General features: G+C 43.2%; 15 protein-coding genes. 9 read left to right on the top strand and 6 right to left on the bottom strand.

Annotation, left to right across the window (positions count from 1 at the left end; translation table 11 throughout):
• Window positions 1–48 precede the first annotated feature (48 nt).
• Both F0145_RS19395 and F0145_RS19390 read right to left on the bottom strand, forming a co-directional pair.
• The gene (locus F0145_RS19395) at window positions 49–1,428 is read right to left on the bottom strand and encodes a DUF4270 family protein (protein ID WP_150091050.1); all 1,380 of its coding nucleotides are present in this window, start codon (window positions 1,426–1,428) and stop codon (window positions 49–51) included.
• Window positions 1,412–2,224 carry a glycogen/starch synthase gene (locus F0145_RS19390; protein ID WP_150091048.1) on the bottom strand — a complete coding sequence of 271 codons (813 nt, stop codon included), beginning with the start codon at window positions 2,222–2,224 and terminating at the stop codon, window positions 1,412–1,414. The genes F0145_RS19395 and F0145_RS19390 overlap by 17 nt, the downstream gene beginning before the upstream one ends.
• Before the next feature lie 134 nt (window positions 2,225–2,358).
• On the opposite strand from F0145_RS19390, the gene panC reads away from it, so the two are divergent.
• The 7 genes from panC to F0145_RS19355 all read left to right on the top strand — a co-directional run bounded on the left by panC (window position 2,359) and on the right by F0145_RS19355 (window position 8,265).
• Window positions 2,359–3,204 (top strand): pantoate--beta-alanine ligase, encoded by an 846-nt coding sequence (gene panC / locus F0145_RS19385; protein ID WP_150091046.1) that lies wholly within the window; start codon window positions 2,359–2,361, stop codon window positions 3,202–3,204.
• 86 nt (window positions 3,205–3,290) lie between these two features.
• Window positions 3,291–3,638 (top strand): aspartate 1-decarboxylase, encoded by a 348-nt coding sequence (panD, locus tag F0145_RS19380; protein ID WP_150091044.1) that lies wholly within the window; start codon window positions 3,291–3,293, stop codon window positions 3,636–3,638.
• Entirely contained in the window at window positions 3,635–4,687 is a 1,053-nt protein-coding gene (locus F0145_RS19375) for a lysylphosphatidylglycerol synthase transmembrane domain-containing protein (protein WP_150091042.1), read from the top strand. Before panD ends, F0145_RS19375 begins: the two co-directional genes overlap by 4 nt.
• On the top strand, window positions 4,671–5,159 hold the full coding sequence (gene rfaE2, locus F0145_RS19370) for a D-glycero-beta-D-manno-heptose 1-phosphate adenylyltransferase (protein ID WP_150091040.1): 489 nt from the start codon (window positions 4,671–4,673) through the stop codon (window positions 5,157–5,159). The genes F0145_RS19375 and rfaE2 overlap by 17 nt, the downstream gene beginning before the upstream one ends.
• Before the next feature lie 27 nt (window positions 5,160–5,186).
• Window positions 5,187–5,852, top strand: coding sequence for a zinc metallopeptidase (locus F0145_RS19365; RefSeq protein WP_150091038.1), 666 nt, complete (start codon window positions 5,187–5,189; stop codon window positions 5,850–5,852).
• A gap of 189 nt (window positions 5,853–6,041) precedes the next feature.
• Window positions 6,042–7,181, top strand: a complete 1,140-nt coding sequence (locus tag F0145_RS19360; RefSeq protein WP_150091036.1) for an acyl-CoA dehydrogenase — start codon at window positions 6,042–6,044, stop codon at window positions 7,179–7,181.
• Window positions 7,182–7,341: 160 nt separating this feature from the next.
• A complete protein-coding gene (locus tag F0145_RS19355; RefSeq protein WP_146895734.1) occupies window positions 7,342–8,265 on the top strand; it encodes an AraC family transcriptional regulator in 924 nt (307 codons plus the stop codon).
• A 241-nt stretch (window positions 8,266–8,506) separates the two neighbouring features.
• Here the strand turns inward: F0145_RS19355 and F0145_RS19350 are convergent, their stop codons facing one another.
• Genes F0145_RS19350 through F0145_RS19340 form a run of 3 tightly spaced genes read right to left on the bottom strand, consistent with a single transcriptional unit; the run spans window position 8,507 to window position 10,219 of the window.
• Window positions 8,507–9,271, bottom strand: coding sequence for a geranylgeranylglyceryl/heptaprenylglyceryl phosphate synthase (locus tag F0145_RS19350; protein ID WP_150091034.1), 765 nt, complete (start codon window positions 9,269–9,271; stop codon window positions 8,507–8,509).
• On the bottom strand, window positions 9,261–9,848 hold the full coding sequence (locus tag F0145_RS19345; protein ID WP_150091032.1) for a hypothetical protein: 588 nt from the start codon (window positions 9,846–9,848) through the stop codon (window positions 9,261–9,263). The genes F0145_RS19350 and F0145_RS19345 overlap by 11 nt, the downstream gene beginning before the upstream one ends.
• Entirely contained in the window at window positions 9,845–10,219 is a 375-nt protein-coding gene (locus F0145_RS19340; RefSeq protein WP_223816155.1) for a phage holin family protein, read from the bottom strand. The genes F0145_RS19345 and F0145_RS19340 overlap by 4 nt, the downstream gene beginning before the upstream one ends.
• Before the next feature lie 195 nt (window positions 10,220–10,414).
• On the opposite strand from F0145_RS19340, the gene F0145_RS26945 reads away from it, so the two are divergent.
• Window positions 10,415–11,542, top strand: a complete 1,128-nt coding sequence (locus F0145_RS26945) for a tetratricopeptide repeat protein (protein WP_150091030.1) — start codon at window positions 10,415–10,417, stop codon at window positions 11,540–11,542.
• Here F0145_RS26945 and F0145_RS19330 read toward each other — a convergent pair.
• Window positions 11,520–12,434, bottom strand: coding sequence for an isoaspartyl peptidase/L-asparaginase family protein (locus F0145_RS19330; protein ID WP_150091028.1), 915 nt, complete (start codon window positions 12,432–12,434; stop codon window positions 11,520–11,522). The genes F0145_RS26945 and F0145_RS19330 overlap by 23 nt on opposite strands.
• Before the next feature lie 292 nt (window positions 12,435–12,726).
• On the opposite strand from F0145_RS19330, the gene F0145_RS19325 reads away from it, so the two are divergent.
• A complete protein-coding gene (locus F0145_RS19325; protein WP_150091026.1) occupies window positions 12,727–15,039 on the top strand; it encodes a glycosyl hydrolase family 28-related protein in 2,313 nt (770 codons plus the stop codon).
• The last annotated feature ends 37 nt before the right edge of the window (window positions 15,040–15,076 follow it).

Here is a 15,076-nt window from a genome sequence, read left to right as displayed (position 1 = left end):
TATCTTATTAAGAATATAAATATCTTTTGTTTTAAGATAGGATAATAATTATTGATTGGTGGAATAGTAGACCCGCAGTTTTACGCCTGAACCAGGTGCTAAATTTAACAAGGTTTGGTTTAGCCCTTGTAACGATAAAGCTTCTAAACTGGTTAGCTGGCCCAAAGAAGCCGGCGATACGAGTAAACCCCGGTTCTGAATGAGGCGCCCGCCATTAATGCGGTTATTATAAAGTACAGCCTGCAGGTAAGCTGTAATATTTACCGTATAGCTTTGGGTAGTGCTGTTGTAAGTTGCCGCAACCGGCTGGCTAAAATTAGCTAAACTGGAACCATTAGCCGAAATACCAATTGGTACACCGTTTTGCCGCCCAATGCGGTTGCTTTTATTGGTTTCGAACAGGTAAAGATAAGGCGACGGCGGGAATGCTGTGGCTGATTTTACGGGTATTATTAGTTCGGCCCGGTTAATAGCTACTGTACCTAAGGCTTGCTTAAATTTATTTAAATAAGGGAAAGTAAGCTTTGTTTTTACGCCCACCGATTCCTGCAGAAAAGCAGTATTACCAGCATTTGCCGCCGGTATAGAATCGCCGGTCTGCTGCAAGCCAGCTAACGACGAATTATTGCGATCGGCGGAGAGTTGGGTAAACCGGTTATTGGTGCTGCTAATAATAAAGTTGTATTGCAGTTTTTTGCCGCCGGCGGTGTAATAAATTTTAAAGTAAGTACTATCGGAAAAAGTAAAACCTAACGCCGATTTAGCATCGTTGCCGCTGGTAAGTGCAATACCCGGTAAAAACTTTAGGAATTCGGTAGGGTTAGACAATGGTGTTTTACCGCTTTGCGCCAGCATTTCGGCACCAAAAGCCGGCGTCATGCGAATGCGCACCGGTATAGAAGCGTTTACGGTAGTGTTGGTAAGTACTTTTTTAACTGTTTTGCGGGGAGTAGGCTTAAAAGTAGCCGTCCCGATTACTGCTGCATCGTGGGGCAACGTGCTGTTGGTAAAATAAGTAACGTCGTCGCGGAAACCTTGCTGCAGTTTATGAACATTCACCGTCAGGTTTTGGGTAGTATCGCCGTAATATTCGTTATAGTCCAGCACCAGCACCGTAGAATCGATGCGGGCATTGGCGGCATCTTCAAATCCTACCCCCGACGTAATACCAACTTCCAAAAACGATTTAGCCGAAACCAAGCCAAAAGATGAATTGGTAACGCTGCCGGTTAACAGATTACCCCGGTTACGGGCCACAATGGAATCGGGAGCTAAAATGGTGGATGCTTTTACCGTTATGGTATCGGTAAAAGCAGTACCAAGTTTAGTCTCGTCAATATCTAAGCCAATTTCGCCGGATTCTTCACAGGAAAAAAGGGTAAACAAAGAAAAAATAAAAAGAACAGTGGTCCTAGTTGGCCAATTCATTATAAAGATTGTAGTAAGAATCTAAAAAGTTTTCATCCGTATCGGCGCTAACCTCACGGGCTTTGGTAAAATCGGTAAACAAAGCATTAATATTTTCGCTGAAACCATCTTCGTGCGATTTTACCACCATATCAGCATATTCCATACCTACTTTAACGAAACCTTCAAAGTCAGCGGATTGTAAGCCGGTAAGCATGCTGTCTTCAATGTCCAGCATTTTTACTTTTTCGAGCAGGTCGCCGTCAAATTTATGGTCGAAGTTGTTGTTGTAAACCGTAAAGATAGACTTGGCATCTTTAAAAATCGGATCTTTTTTATAAGTCGTTTTCAAATACATCGGAATCAGACCAGTCATCCAGTCGTTGCAATGTACAATATCGGGTTGCCAGCCTAATTTTTTAACTGTTTCCAGCACGCCTTTGCAGAAAAATATTGCCCGCTCATCGTTATCTGCATGAAATTTATTGTCTTTGTCTACCAGAACGGACTTGCGGTGAAAATAGTCTTCGTTGTCGATAAAATATACCTGAAGTTTGGCATTTGGAATAGAGGCCACCTTAATAATAAGCGGTTTTTCTTCTTCGCCCACCGCAATATTTATTCCGGATAGTCTTACTACTTCGTGCAACCGGTTCTTTCTTTCGTTAATCAAACCAAAGCGGGGAACAAAAATGCGTATTTCCATACCTCTTTCCTGCATGGCTTGGGGCAGCATTCTCAGGAATTCCGCTACTTTTGTGGTTTGTAAGAAAGGATTGATTTCGGTGGCAGCGTATAAGATTCTAAGTTTAGACATAGACTTGAAAAGTAAGGGTTAGATAAGGCACAAAATTCGGCAGCACAAAATTACATATTTTTTATCAAACTTTCAATTTTATTCGGTGAAATATACCTTTACGCCGTTTTAATATTTAATTTTAAACCATTTACATGCAAATTATTTCTTCTGCGGCTGCTATAAAACAACAAACCGAACAAATTCGTAGTTCCGGTAAAACCATTGGATTGGTGCCTACCATGGGCGCTTTGCACGAAGGCCACTTGCAATTATTGCGTACGGCCGCCCAAGAAAACAGTGTTGCCGTTTGCAGTATTTTTGTGAACCCCACGCAGTTTAACAATGCCGAAGATTTTAAGTTATACCCCCGGTTGCTGGAAGCTGATGCTCAATTATTAAAGGAAAATAATTGCCAGGTATTATTTGCCCCGGCAGTAGCCGAAATGTACACCGAAGCCTTGCAGTTAAAGTTTGACTTTGGCGCTTTGGAAACGGTAATGGAAGGGCAATTTAGGCCAGGCCACTTTACGGGCGTAGCAGCCGTTGTAAGTAAGTTGTTTCACTTAATTAAGCCGCACAAAGCATATTTTGGCCAGAAAGATTTGCAGCAGTTTGCCATTATTAACCGGCTGGTAACTGACTTAAGTTTTGACTTGGAACTGGTGTGCCATCCCATTGTACGGGAACCCGATGGATTAGCCATGTCGTCGCGGAACCGGCGGTTGGCCCCGGATGAACGCGAGGTAGCTACCCATTTATACAAAGCGCTGCAATTAGCCGCACAAACCTTGCCGCATCAATCAGTACCGGAAGTAAAAACAGCCGTTATTAATTATTTAGCACAATACGAACCCATCCGGCTCGAATATTTTGAGATTGCCGATGCCCTTACATTACAACCGGTTAGTAACTTACAAAGCAAACGGAATACGGCCTTGTGCATTGCTGCCTACGTGGGCGAAGTTCGCCTGATTGATAATCTGGTAATTGCCGGCTAACAGATTATTGCTTTAACCAGCCACCGCAAAGCCCGCGTAATCTTATCTAAAATTACCTACCTTTGTATTTTATTTAAGATAAACACATGTTAATTGAGGTTTTAAAATCCAAAATACACCGTGTAAAAGTTACACAGGCGGAGCTGCATTATGTGGGAAGCGTAACCATTGACGAAGACCTGATTGATGCCGCTAATATGGTAGAAAATGAAAAAGTTACCATCGTAAATATAAATAATGGCGAGCGCTTTGAAACGTACATCATAAAAGGTGAACGCGGTACCGGTACCATTTGCCTGAACGGGCCGGCGGCGCGTAAAGTACAGGTAGGCGATGTGGTAATTATATTCTCTTATTGCCAGATAGAATTCAGTAAAGCCAAAGAACACCAACCAACTTTGGTTTTTCCGGACCAGCATAACCGATTAGTATGAGCCCACTCCTAAAAAAACTGCTGGATATTGTTAAGTATGTAGTGGTTTTAGGCCTGTCGGTGTTTTTAATGTGGTATGCCTTAAAAGGTATAAACTTCGAGCTGCTCCGGGCCCAACTATATCAAACTAATTTTTACTGGCTGGGATTATCGCTGTCAATTGCGCTTTCGGGTTTTCTGAGCCGGGCTTACCGCTGGAAAATGCAGCTACAGCCAATAAACCCCAAAGTAACTTTTACCAATACCTATCATGCCATGATGATCGGGTACCTGGCCAATTTGGTTTTGCCCCGCATGGGCGAAGTATTCCGGTGTTCGATTCTTAAAAAAAGCAGCAATATTCCGATTCAGGCTTCCTTTGGTACGGTAATTACCGAGCGGTTAATAGATATGGTAATGCTTTTATCGCTCATGGGGATTGCCTTTCTGGTGGAGTTCGACCGCTTACACACGTATTTTCTGGGTTTACTTACCGACCGCTATAACTCTGTGCAGCAAAATAGTACGCTAATTTATGTGGTAATAGGATTGTTTGTGGTAGGAGGATTAGCTCTAATAATTACACTGGTATTTTTCCTGAACAGCCTGCGGCAAAACAAATTTTACCTGAAAGTAGAAGCGCTGGTAAGAGGTTTTCTGAACGGAATATTTAGCATTGCCAAGTTAGATAACAAACCGGTTTTTATCGCCCACACTTTATTTGTTTGGCTTACTTATTACCTGATGGGGTACTTGTCGTTTTTTGCTTTGCCGGCTACGGCTGGGTTAAGCCCCATGGCAGCTTTTGCCGTATTGGTAATTGGTAGCTTAGGCATGAGTGTGCCGGTGCAGGGTGGTATTGGCGTATTTCACATGATGGTTACCAATACGTTGCTTTTGTACGGCGTAGCCAAGGAAGCCGGAATGGCCTTTGCGCTGATTAATCATACCTCTCAAACCTTAATGGTGGTTTTACTCGGCGGTATCAGTTTTATTATAAGTTTGTCGAAGAAAAATACGCCTGGTCCGGTTATAAATATGGCTACCCCGTCCCATGATATCCACGGATAAAATATTTACCCGCTCTGAACTGCTACAACAGGTAGCCGATTGGAAAGCCCAAGGCTTGCGCATCGTTTTCACAAACGGTTGCTTCGATTTATTGCACCTGGGTCACGTAGATTACCTGGAGAAAGCAAAAGCCTTAGGTGACAAATTGTTAGTTGGGGTTAATACCGATGCTTCGGTAAGTCGTTTAAAGGGGCCAAGCCGGCCTTTACAAGACGAAATGTCACGGGCCCGCATTATGGCATCCTTATTGTTTATTGATGCCGTAGTACTATTTGATGAAGAAACACCTTACGAACTGATTAAAGCAGTAATGCCCAATATTTTAGTTAAAGGCGACGATTACGCCATCGAAAATATTGTAGGGCACGACATCGTTTTAAATAATAGCGGCGAAGTTAAAACCATTGCGCTCGTAAAAGGGTATTCAACATCAGGGATAGTAGATAAAATAAAACAACAATTAAAAGGATAAAAGAAAATGGCTGGTATATATATAATAATGATCCTCTTCATGCTGGCGAGCATGGCGGTGAGTTGGACGCTAAAAAGTAAATTTAAAAAATATTCAGAAATAGGCTTGCGCTCTGGTTTAAGCGGAAGAGAAGTGGCCGAAATGATGCTGGCCGATAATAATATTACCGACGTGCGGGTTATTTCTACCGAAGGTATGCTGACTGACCACTACGACCCGACTAACAAAACGGTAAACCTGAGCGAAGGCGTGTATGCCTCACGGAGTGCTGCCGCAGCCGCGGTAGCGGCCCACGAGTGCGGACACGCCGTGCAGCACGCTACGGCTTACAGTATGCTTAAATTCCGGTCGGCCATGGTGCCAGCCCTGAGTGTAACGTCGCGGTACATGCAGTGGATTCTGTTAATCGGTATTTTAATGATTCAAACTACGCTAATACCGTTGGCCGTAGGTGTGGCATTATTTGCCTTAACTACCTTGTTTAGTTTTATTACTTTGCCGGTTGAGTTTGATGCCAGCCGTCGGGCTCTAGTTTGGATGGATACCCGCGGTATTGTAACTACGCAGGAACACGCCATGGCGAAAGATTCGCTTAAATGGGCTGCCATGACGTATGTAGTAGCCGCGCTTGGTTCATTGGCTTCTTTACTCTATTATGCATCATTATTGCTGGGCGGCGGCCGTCGCGACTAAGTAACAGTATCAGAAAAATAAAAGCTTAATAAACGCTGCATCTGAATAAAATCGGGTGCAGCGTTTTTTTTAAGAATATATCGTACTTTAAAAGAATCTAAAGCGTTAATAATGGTATGCTTGCATACTAATTTTTACTTTAATAAATTTCAAGTTATAACTATATATCCACCAAAATAACAGCCCTATATGAATTTTGAACTAACCGAAGAACATCTGGCGGTGCAGGAAGCCGCCCGCGACTTTGCCCAGACCGAACTGCTACCCGGTGTAATTGAACGCGACGAGCACCAGAAATTTCCGGCAGAACAAGTAAAAAAAATGGGTGAGCTGGGGTTTTTAGGCATGATGGTAGACCCGCAATACAATGGCGGCGGCATGGATACGGTTTCTTATGTACTGGCTATGGAAGAAATATCTAAGGTGGATGCTTCTGCTTCGGTGGTTATGTCGGTTAATAATTCGTTGGTGTGTTGGGGTTTAGAAAAGTACGGTACCGAAGAACAAAAACAGAAATATTTAACCCGGTTGGCAAGCGGCGAAATATTAGGTGCTTTTTGCTTATCGGAACCCGAAGCCGGCTCAGATGCGACGATGCAGCGCACCACCGCCGAAGACAAAGGTGATTATTATTTACTAAATGGCACAAAAAACTGGATTACCAACGGCAGCACCGCTTCGGTTTACCTGGTGATGGCCCAAACGCACCCGGAGCTTAGGCATAAAGGTATTAATGCGTTAATTGTAGAGCGCACCATGCCGGGCTTTGAAGTTGGCGCGAAAGAAAACAAGTTAGGTATACGCGGATCAGATACCCACTCGTTATTGTTTACAGATGTAAAAGTACCCAAGGAAAACCGGATAGGTGAAGATGGTTTTGGTTTTAGATTTGCCATGAGTGTTTTAAACGGCGGCCGGATTGGTATTGCTTCTCAGGCTTTAGGCATTGCTTCCGGAGCTTATGAATTGGCGCTTAACTATGCCAGGCAACGCAAGTCTTTTGGCGTGGAAATAGCTAAGCATCAGGCAATTCAGTTTAAACTGGCCGATATGGCAACCAATATTGATGCAGCCCGGTTGCTGTGCTTACAGGCTGCTTCGGATAAAGATGCTGGCCGCGATTATGCTAAGTCTGGCGCTATGGCCAAGCTTTTTGCCTCGCGGGTAGCTATGGAAACTACTATTGAAGCTGTACAGATACACGGCGGCTACGGTTTTGTAAAAGAATACCATGTAGAAAGGTTGATGCGCGATGCCAAAATAACCCAAATTTACGAGGGAACTTCTGAAATTCAGAAAATAGTAATTTCGAGAGAATTATTAAAATAAGAATAATTTGGGATGTTGGAGTATTTTGGTATGCAATAAATATGGGGTTGAGCCGGTTATTGTGAAAATTATTCAATATAATTTGAATTATTAAAAGAATACTAGTACCTTTATATCGAAAAATATAACTTTAAGGGAAAAAAACTAAATTTAAAACATCATGGAAGATTACAATAAGGTGATTGAGTCGCTTGGCGTACGATATATCAAATCTAAGAACCAAGTTCTGCAACAGCCATTTATGGTGCGTAACTTTTATGATGTAGGGAACAATCTTATATTACTGCATAAAGGCATGATTGCCTTCGGCGATGAACAACAAGTAGTTGAAGAAGGAGAAATGCTCTTTATACCAGGCGGGCGCAGCACAAAAGTTTATTACGGCGAACTAGATGGACGAACGATTTCGAACGACGATTTAATTACCAACCGTGATAAATTCTTTAAAAGCAACAACGAACTAGACTTAATTGGCGATGCCGATGACAGCCATAGTTTGGTAAGCTTTGAAGCCAAAGTGTTTGATTCGGTAAATTTCTTTGCCTCGCTGGATGTTCCAGCCTTTTTAATTTCGGGAAATTCTAAACTCGCTAACCTAATTATTAAGGTTATTGAGGAAAGCATGCAGGATTTGCCCGGTAAAGAGCGCCTGATAAATATTTACACCGAAAATATTGTAGTAGAAATTGTACGCTACATCTTACGTAACAAAATGTTTGTGGAGCAGTTAGCCACCAACAGCACGTACTTTAAAGATCCTCGCCTCATAGACCTGTTTAATTACATTAAAGAGAATATTGGCGGCGATTTATCAAACAAAGTATTATCTAATGTTGCCAATGTTTCAGAAGACTACGTAGGGCAATATTTTAAAATGCTTACCGGTATTAATCCCCAGGATTATATCGAATATCAGCGCATGGAGCGGGCCGTATTCCTGCTGCGTACCACCAAAAAGAGCATCCGCGAAATTGGGAAAGAAGTTGGTTACAAAGATACCGCTTACTTCTGCCGCCGGTTTAAGATGATGTTTGGGATACCAGCCGGTAAAATGAGACGCCGGGAATCAGCAATGAACGAATAGAAAAGACGTAATTTTTTAATAAAAAGCCCTGACCATTTGGCCAGGGCTTTTTGCTTTTATGCCGTTAAAAAAAATAAAAATTATTTTTTGCAGCCTAAAAATATAATAAAATAAAGAATAGTAAAAAAATATATTTAGGACTTTATTATAATAGCAGGTTTATTTAGCCAGTGAAAAAAAGTAAATATATAGAAATTTTAATATTGTATTAATACGTACGTGTAAGAATTAGAATAGCTAATTATACTGCTATTTGATTATTATATTCCTGCACTAGCTGGGCTACTTTACGTATAAATACCGGGTCGCTTTCTATATGGTTACCTACTACAATAATGTCGGCGCCGGCAGCTAAAGCAGCCGCCGCTTTTTGAACGTTATTTATGCCACCGCCCACTATTAAAGGTATATTTATGGTTTGCCTAACAGTGGCAATCATTTCGGGGGTAACCGGGTATTGCGCACCGCTACCGGCATCGAGGTAAATTACTTGTAAACCCAATAGCTCGCCGGCTAAAGCGGTACTGGCGGCAATAGCGGGCTTATTGTAAGGCAGGGGAGTAGTACCGCTCATGTAAGAAGCAGTAGTTTGCCGGCCCGAATCTACGATCATATAGCCCGTAGGAATAATTTTAAGCTGACTGGCTTTAAGTAGTGGCGCGGCAATAACGTGTTGCCCAATTAAAAATTCGGGATTGCGGCCCGAAATAAGTGAGAGAAACAGAATGCCATCGGCGTGGGTATCAATGTGCAGGCTGCTGCTCGGAAATAATATTACCGGAATAGCCGTATTCTTTTTTATGAGCCGGATTAAGGAAGTTTGATTGGTTTGCGTTACCAGGCTGCCCCCCACCAAAATGTAATCGACAGCATGGGCATTGCAATGCTGAATTATATCCAGACAACCATTTTCGTCAAGGTTGTCTGGATCTAAAAGGACGGCAAAAGCTTTTCGTCCGGTTGTATTTTTAAGCGTATGTTTCTGTTCTAAAAGACTAAACGGCATCCTCTTCGTGGTAGGAAAAATCAATATCTCTGATTTCGGGTTCATTCGAAACCGCAATATCGGTATTTTTATCCGCATGCAGGAATTCTTCGGCTTTTTTAGTAAGGTAAACCAGTAAAAACGCCGTTAGCTGCTGCGAAAGCGCCTTCGCCATATCGGATTGGAAAAAGGCGGTAGCAATACTTTCAACGGCCGATGGTTCGCGAGCCGTTGTTGATTGTGCGTTTGCCTGCGGCCCTGCCGTATAATCATGCGCCTGGTTTAGGGCATCAGTATAGTTCAGGCTGCCGTCCGGTTGCACTACATCATCGGAGGTGCGGTTTTCGGGTGCGTTTAGCAACAACGGAGCCGGGCGTGCTTTCAGGCGTTTACTGCTTTTTTTTTTACCTCTAAACATGGTACTTACCAGCCAAACACCCGCCAAGGCGCCGCCGGCAATTAGCACCGTTTTACCTATTTTCTGCGATTGCTGCTTCAGGTCGGTTACATCGCTTAGTAAAGCATTCTTATATTCTTGTTTTTGTCTCTCTAAAAATTCTCTCTGATCTTCAAACAAGGGGTTGTTCAGTTCGCTCATAGTGGCTCGTTTCGTTTATCGTGTTTATAAATTGTATTGTCAAAGGTTTTATCGGCAATGCCCTGGAAAACTTTTTTATCTACACCTAAAATCAATATTACAAATAAAATAATGTAAAACAGCGTTAGTATACCAAAACCCCAGAAACTACTGTCGAGCAGATGGTTCAATAACAAGCCCAGGAAAATGTTAAAAAAGAGGAGCGCCATTAATCCGGCAACGCCTAATAAAACAGCATGCAGCAACCCAATAAAGCTGCTTTTTATTTTCATTTGCAGTTCGAGCTTTATCAGGTCGATGCGCGTATCTATATAACCCATTAGGTTGCCAATCATGCTATCCGTTCGTGAGTTTTTTTCTTCGTTCATCATAGTTTTATTTTCTTTTATTTACAAATTCGGGAACATTATAATATATTTTACAGGTTCGTAAACAAACAAGTTTATGGGTAACTGAATATATTAGATAAATACTATAATATTCAAAAATTGTATTACGAAAAAGAAAACAGATGGTCTGAATTTTTACGTAATTAATAAGAATTAAAAGTTTCAGGTTATACTTACTTGCATTTGAATTACTATCATATTCTTGGTGTTCCGGCCTCGGCAACTGTTCGGGAGATTAAACTGGCTTATAAAAAGCTGGCTATTCAATATCATCCGGATAAGCACCAGGGAAACACGTATTTTGAGGAAAAGTTTAAGCAGGTAAATGAGGCTTACCAGGTTTTATCTAATTCGCAAAAACGTGCCGCTTACGATTTAAAGCTGCAATATTTACTGCAATTAAAACTCCGGCAGCAAGCTACGCACCAGCCGCATTACCGCTACCAGGGGCCGGTGCGTCGTCCTTCTTCCGTTTCTGAGCGCCATTATCGCCCTATTCCAAAATCGCAGTTTATTAAAAAAGACTGGTATATTGTGGGGGCTATATTTGGAGGCATTATTATTTTCTCTCTTATTCTGAAATTAATAATGGACCATATTACTGCCCTGGATAATTACGAAAAAGCGCTTACCGAAATAGAAGAAGAAAGATGGAGTTCGGCGCATAGCCATTTAACCGAAGCTATTTATTTTAAGCCTTCTTACGCCGCCGCGTATATGAAACGGGCTAAAATTGCCATGGAGGTGCGGCAAGATTACTCGGCGGCCTTGGCCGATTTAGATGCTACCATAACCAACGCCGAGCAGACAACGGCTCAAATGTATTACCTCCGTAGCCAATGTTACCAACAGTTGCGCAATTACAATGGTGCCGAAGCCGATTTAACCAGTAGTATTCGCCTGAATACCAACTTTGCCGAAGCTTATTACGACCGGGGTATGCTCAGAGCCAGGTTTCTAAACAAATTTCCGGAAGCAATTAAAGATTTTACCCAGTTCCTGGCTGTTGGTATACCTGATATTGCAAAGCAGAAAGATGCCTTGTATTACCGGGGTTTTAGTTATTATCTTACCTTACAAAATACCGCCGCTTTGCAGGATTACCGGCAGTTGTTAAAACAAGATAATAAAAATGCCCGGGTATTTTTTCTGATAGGCAAAGCCCAGGTAGAAATGGACAGCACAACTGCGGCCTGCCAAAACTTCGAAAAAGCTTTTAATTTAGGTTATCTGGCAGCTATGGGCGATATTCAGCGGTATTGCCGCGAAAATAGTCAAACGTTTAGTCTTCCCAAATCGCAATAAAAGGCGCGTTGTTGCCTTTGCGGTAGCCCCTGAACATTAACTTGGTTTCGTATTCCAGGGCAATATTTCCTGCCGGATCAATAGCTATCAGGTTGCGATCTTTCTCAATCTTATCGTGGTACATTTCGCGGGCCTGCCGGGCGGCTTCGGCAACAGGTAAACCTTTGTACTTCATCAAGGCATATACTTCGTGGGCAATCACCGCCCGGATTATGCTCTCGCCATCGCCGGTACACGAAACGGCACAAACTTCGTTATTTGCGTAAGTACCGCAGCCAATCAGGGGGCTATCGCCAATCCGGCCCTTGTGTTGCCCCGTAAGTCCGCCCGTAGAAGTAGCTGCCGCCAAATTGCCGTTTTTGTCTAAGGCAACCGCCCCAACGGTATCTTTTGTAACTTCCTCTTGTTTATGCTGCTTTTCTTTTTCCAGCTCTTCTACTTTTTCAGCGGTGGTAAAATAATTATCGTTTGCAATTAGCTCCAGATTTTCTTTCTCGGCAAAAGCTTTGGCCCCTTCGCCGCTAATAATTACATGCTCGCTGCGTTCCATAATGGTCCGGGCCAGGGTAATGGGGTTCTTTACGCTTTTAACACCAGCTACCGAGCCAGCCTTTAAGGTTTTACCATCCATAATAGCCGCATCAAATTCATGCTCCCCATCAATGGTAAGAGCCCCGCCGCGGCCCGCATTAAACAAAGAATTATCTTCTAGGCTGCGAACAGCGGCTTCTACCGCTTCTACGGCCGAGCCGCCATTATTTAAAATATTCCAGCCTGCTTCCAGGGCTTCGGCCAGGCCTTTCCGGTAACCCGCTTCTTTTTCCGGACCTATATCTTCCCGGGTTTTATCTTCGGCGCCGCCATGAATAACAATAACAAAATTATTGGTCATGATATATTTAATTTAAATTATTACCGAAACTGGGTTTAAATCCCTGCGAAGATTGTACGCTGACTAGTTAAAGGCGTTCCGGAATAAATACGGAAACTGCTATCCGTAAAACCGCGGTAATATTTACCTTTAAATATCCTCCATAAATTTAAAACCACAGGTTAGTTGGCTAGGGCAGTAGGTGTTTAGATTTAATTGCGTGATATTTATAAGCGCCGTTTGTTTTTAGGTGAAAGAATATTATATATTGTAAAGGCAATATATTGTGTGTTTTTCAGGTTTTAAATAGTAGATGATAGATAAAGGAGCGAATACGCCACCATTACCAATATTTGGGCTAGAACGTGCTGCCGGGCCAGAACATACCGTAAATAATGCTGCCAGCTACTGGGCGGCAGATTACCAGAATAATTCTGGTACAAACCAGCTTACCTTGCAGAAAACCAGAACATTTCCGGCTAGCTTAAAAGTAAATCAGCCCAAACCAACGCCTGTTACGCCTGGTAAAGCTTTTACCCCGCCGGCACCCCAAACTACCGGCATTAACACGCCTGAAATTGCCGAATGGACCCGCACGGCCGGCCCCGATGAATCGGTGGTACTAACCGGGATAAACTTTACCCCCGATACGCGTTTTGTGGTTTATGCTTCAGACCAGATTAAAGATGCGGTTATCCAACGCATATTACCCGATAGGGCCATTATTACCCTGCCCAAAGATTTACCTAAATGGCAGATGTACTTGGTATGGCCAGTTAATAAGGCTGGCTACGGGTTGCCGGTAGCTATAAACAAAACGGATGCTTGGTGGCTGGGGCCAGATAATGCGAGTCCGGGGCAAACTATGTCGGTGTATGGGTGTAACCTGGCGCAGAATAATGGCCGGGGAAGTTTGGCCGCTTACGTGTATCTAACCTCGGCGCACGGTAAAGGCTATTGGGCCAACGTAAAAGAGGTAAATCCTTATAAAATAGATTTTATTGTGCCCGCCGTATTACCGGCTGGAGAATATGAGATTTGGGCGTATAATGGGGTAGGTAGTAATTTTGGTTGGGCGGCCCCGCTGCCGCTTACCGTTAAGCCGGCCGTAAAGTTTGCGGGCAAGGAATTTAATATTAAAGATTTTGGTGCTTCATCCACGGCTACACCAGAAGCAAATACAACGGCCATCCGGAAGGCCATAGAGGCGGCTAAAAATGCAGCGGGCGGTACCGTAGTTTTTCCGGCGGGTGTTTATTTCGTAAACGATTATTTACCGGCTACACCTAATACCCGGTGGCGTGGTGCCGGTAAAGACAAAACTTATATAAAATGCGCGGCTACTTTTTCTAAATCGGCCCAGGGCTTAGTTTCTGGTGCCGTAAAAAACTTTGGGGTAAGTAGTTTAACATTCGATACAAACAAAAACTTTAGAGGTGCCATAGATAAACCCGTTTTTCTGCGGCATAGCACACAAGTAAGATTTACCAACGTTGGTTTTTCTTTTCAGGGCTACGATTTACTGGACTTACACGATTGCCGCTATATTTTTTTTAACCAGTGCGAATTTATTGGCAAGGCGTCGTTTTTAGGTAAAGGCTCCCAATTATTTTTCGATGAAAATAGCTTTAAACTAACCAACGATACCGATATGGCTTTGCATAGCTGGGGCGGCGTAGGGATTAGTTTAACGCGCAATACCTGCCAGGATTTAGATAACCGTGACTTAGATAGTGGCGCCGGCTGGGGCAAAGGTCGTTTTTTTACGGGTAATGGCATTTGGGGAAGTTGCCGCAATACCTACTTGGGCCAGAATACGACCACCGACTTAACCGTAAGGCCCGCGCACAACCCCATCCGGCATGGCGAAGATCCGGACCAAAATTCGGGTGAGCAGTTTATGTGGGAAGGCGGCGAAGGCAAATGGGCCGGATATGTTAAAGCCGCCAACGAAGATACTATTACCATTTCGGGTTACGACCAGAAAACGCCCGATATACACTATGCCGTAATTACCAAAGGCAAAGGTTTTGGCCAGTCCCGGCGCATTATTCGCAATCACAACGGCACTATAACGCTGCATCAGCCCTGGCGGGTTATACCCGATAGCAGCAGCCATGTGGTAATCGGCGATTTTCACGACCGCATTGTGGTTTACCAGAATTTCCTGGATGGCAAAACCCGGGCAGTTACCTCAGAAGAGCATACCGCAACCGCCGGCATTGAGCCATTTGGCGGAGTGCTCAATTTTATTGCTGCTGAAAATACCCTGCAAAGTTTACGGGCCGGCATTGCTAATTTTGCCATTCAGCATAATACCGGCCACGACCCCAACTTTTTTCATTTGTACCTGAATAACAAATTTATTAACTGCCGGTGGGCCATTAAAAACTGGGCTTTCCCGAACCATGGTAAACAAGTAGCTACCCAGGGGCCTTTTATGTTTGGCGTAATTTACCGCAATAATGCGGCGCAGGGTTCTGTACTAACCGATGTGGTAAACGAAGTGCCCAAAAGCGGATTACCTTTGCTAAACATGATTATATATGAACATAACCAGTTTAAAGAAGACAAACAGGAACTGGCCGGCCTGGGCGAGCAGCTATTTTATAAAAACAAAAATTAATCAGCATTGGCGAGCAGATTGCCATAAGCGTACGGGT

The sequence above is a fragment of the Adhaeribacter rhizoryzae genome, from assembly GCF_008629685.1.
GTDB classification, from domain to species: domain Bacteria; phylum Bacteroidota; class Bacteroidia; order Cytophagales; family Hymenobacteraceae; genus Adhaeribacter; species Adhaeribacter rhizoryzae.
The sequence above is the reverse complement of the archived record's forward strand: the minus strand, read 5'-3'. Positions and strand labels throughout refer to the sequence as shown.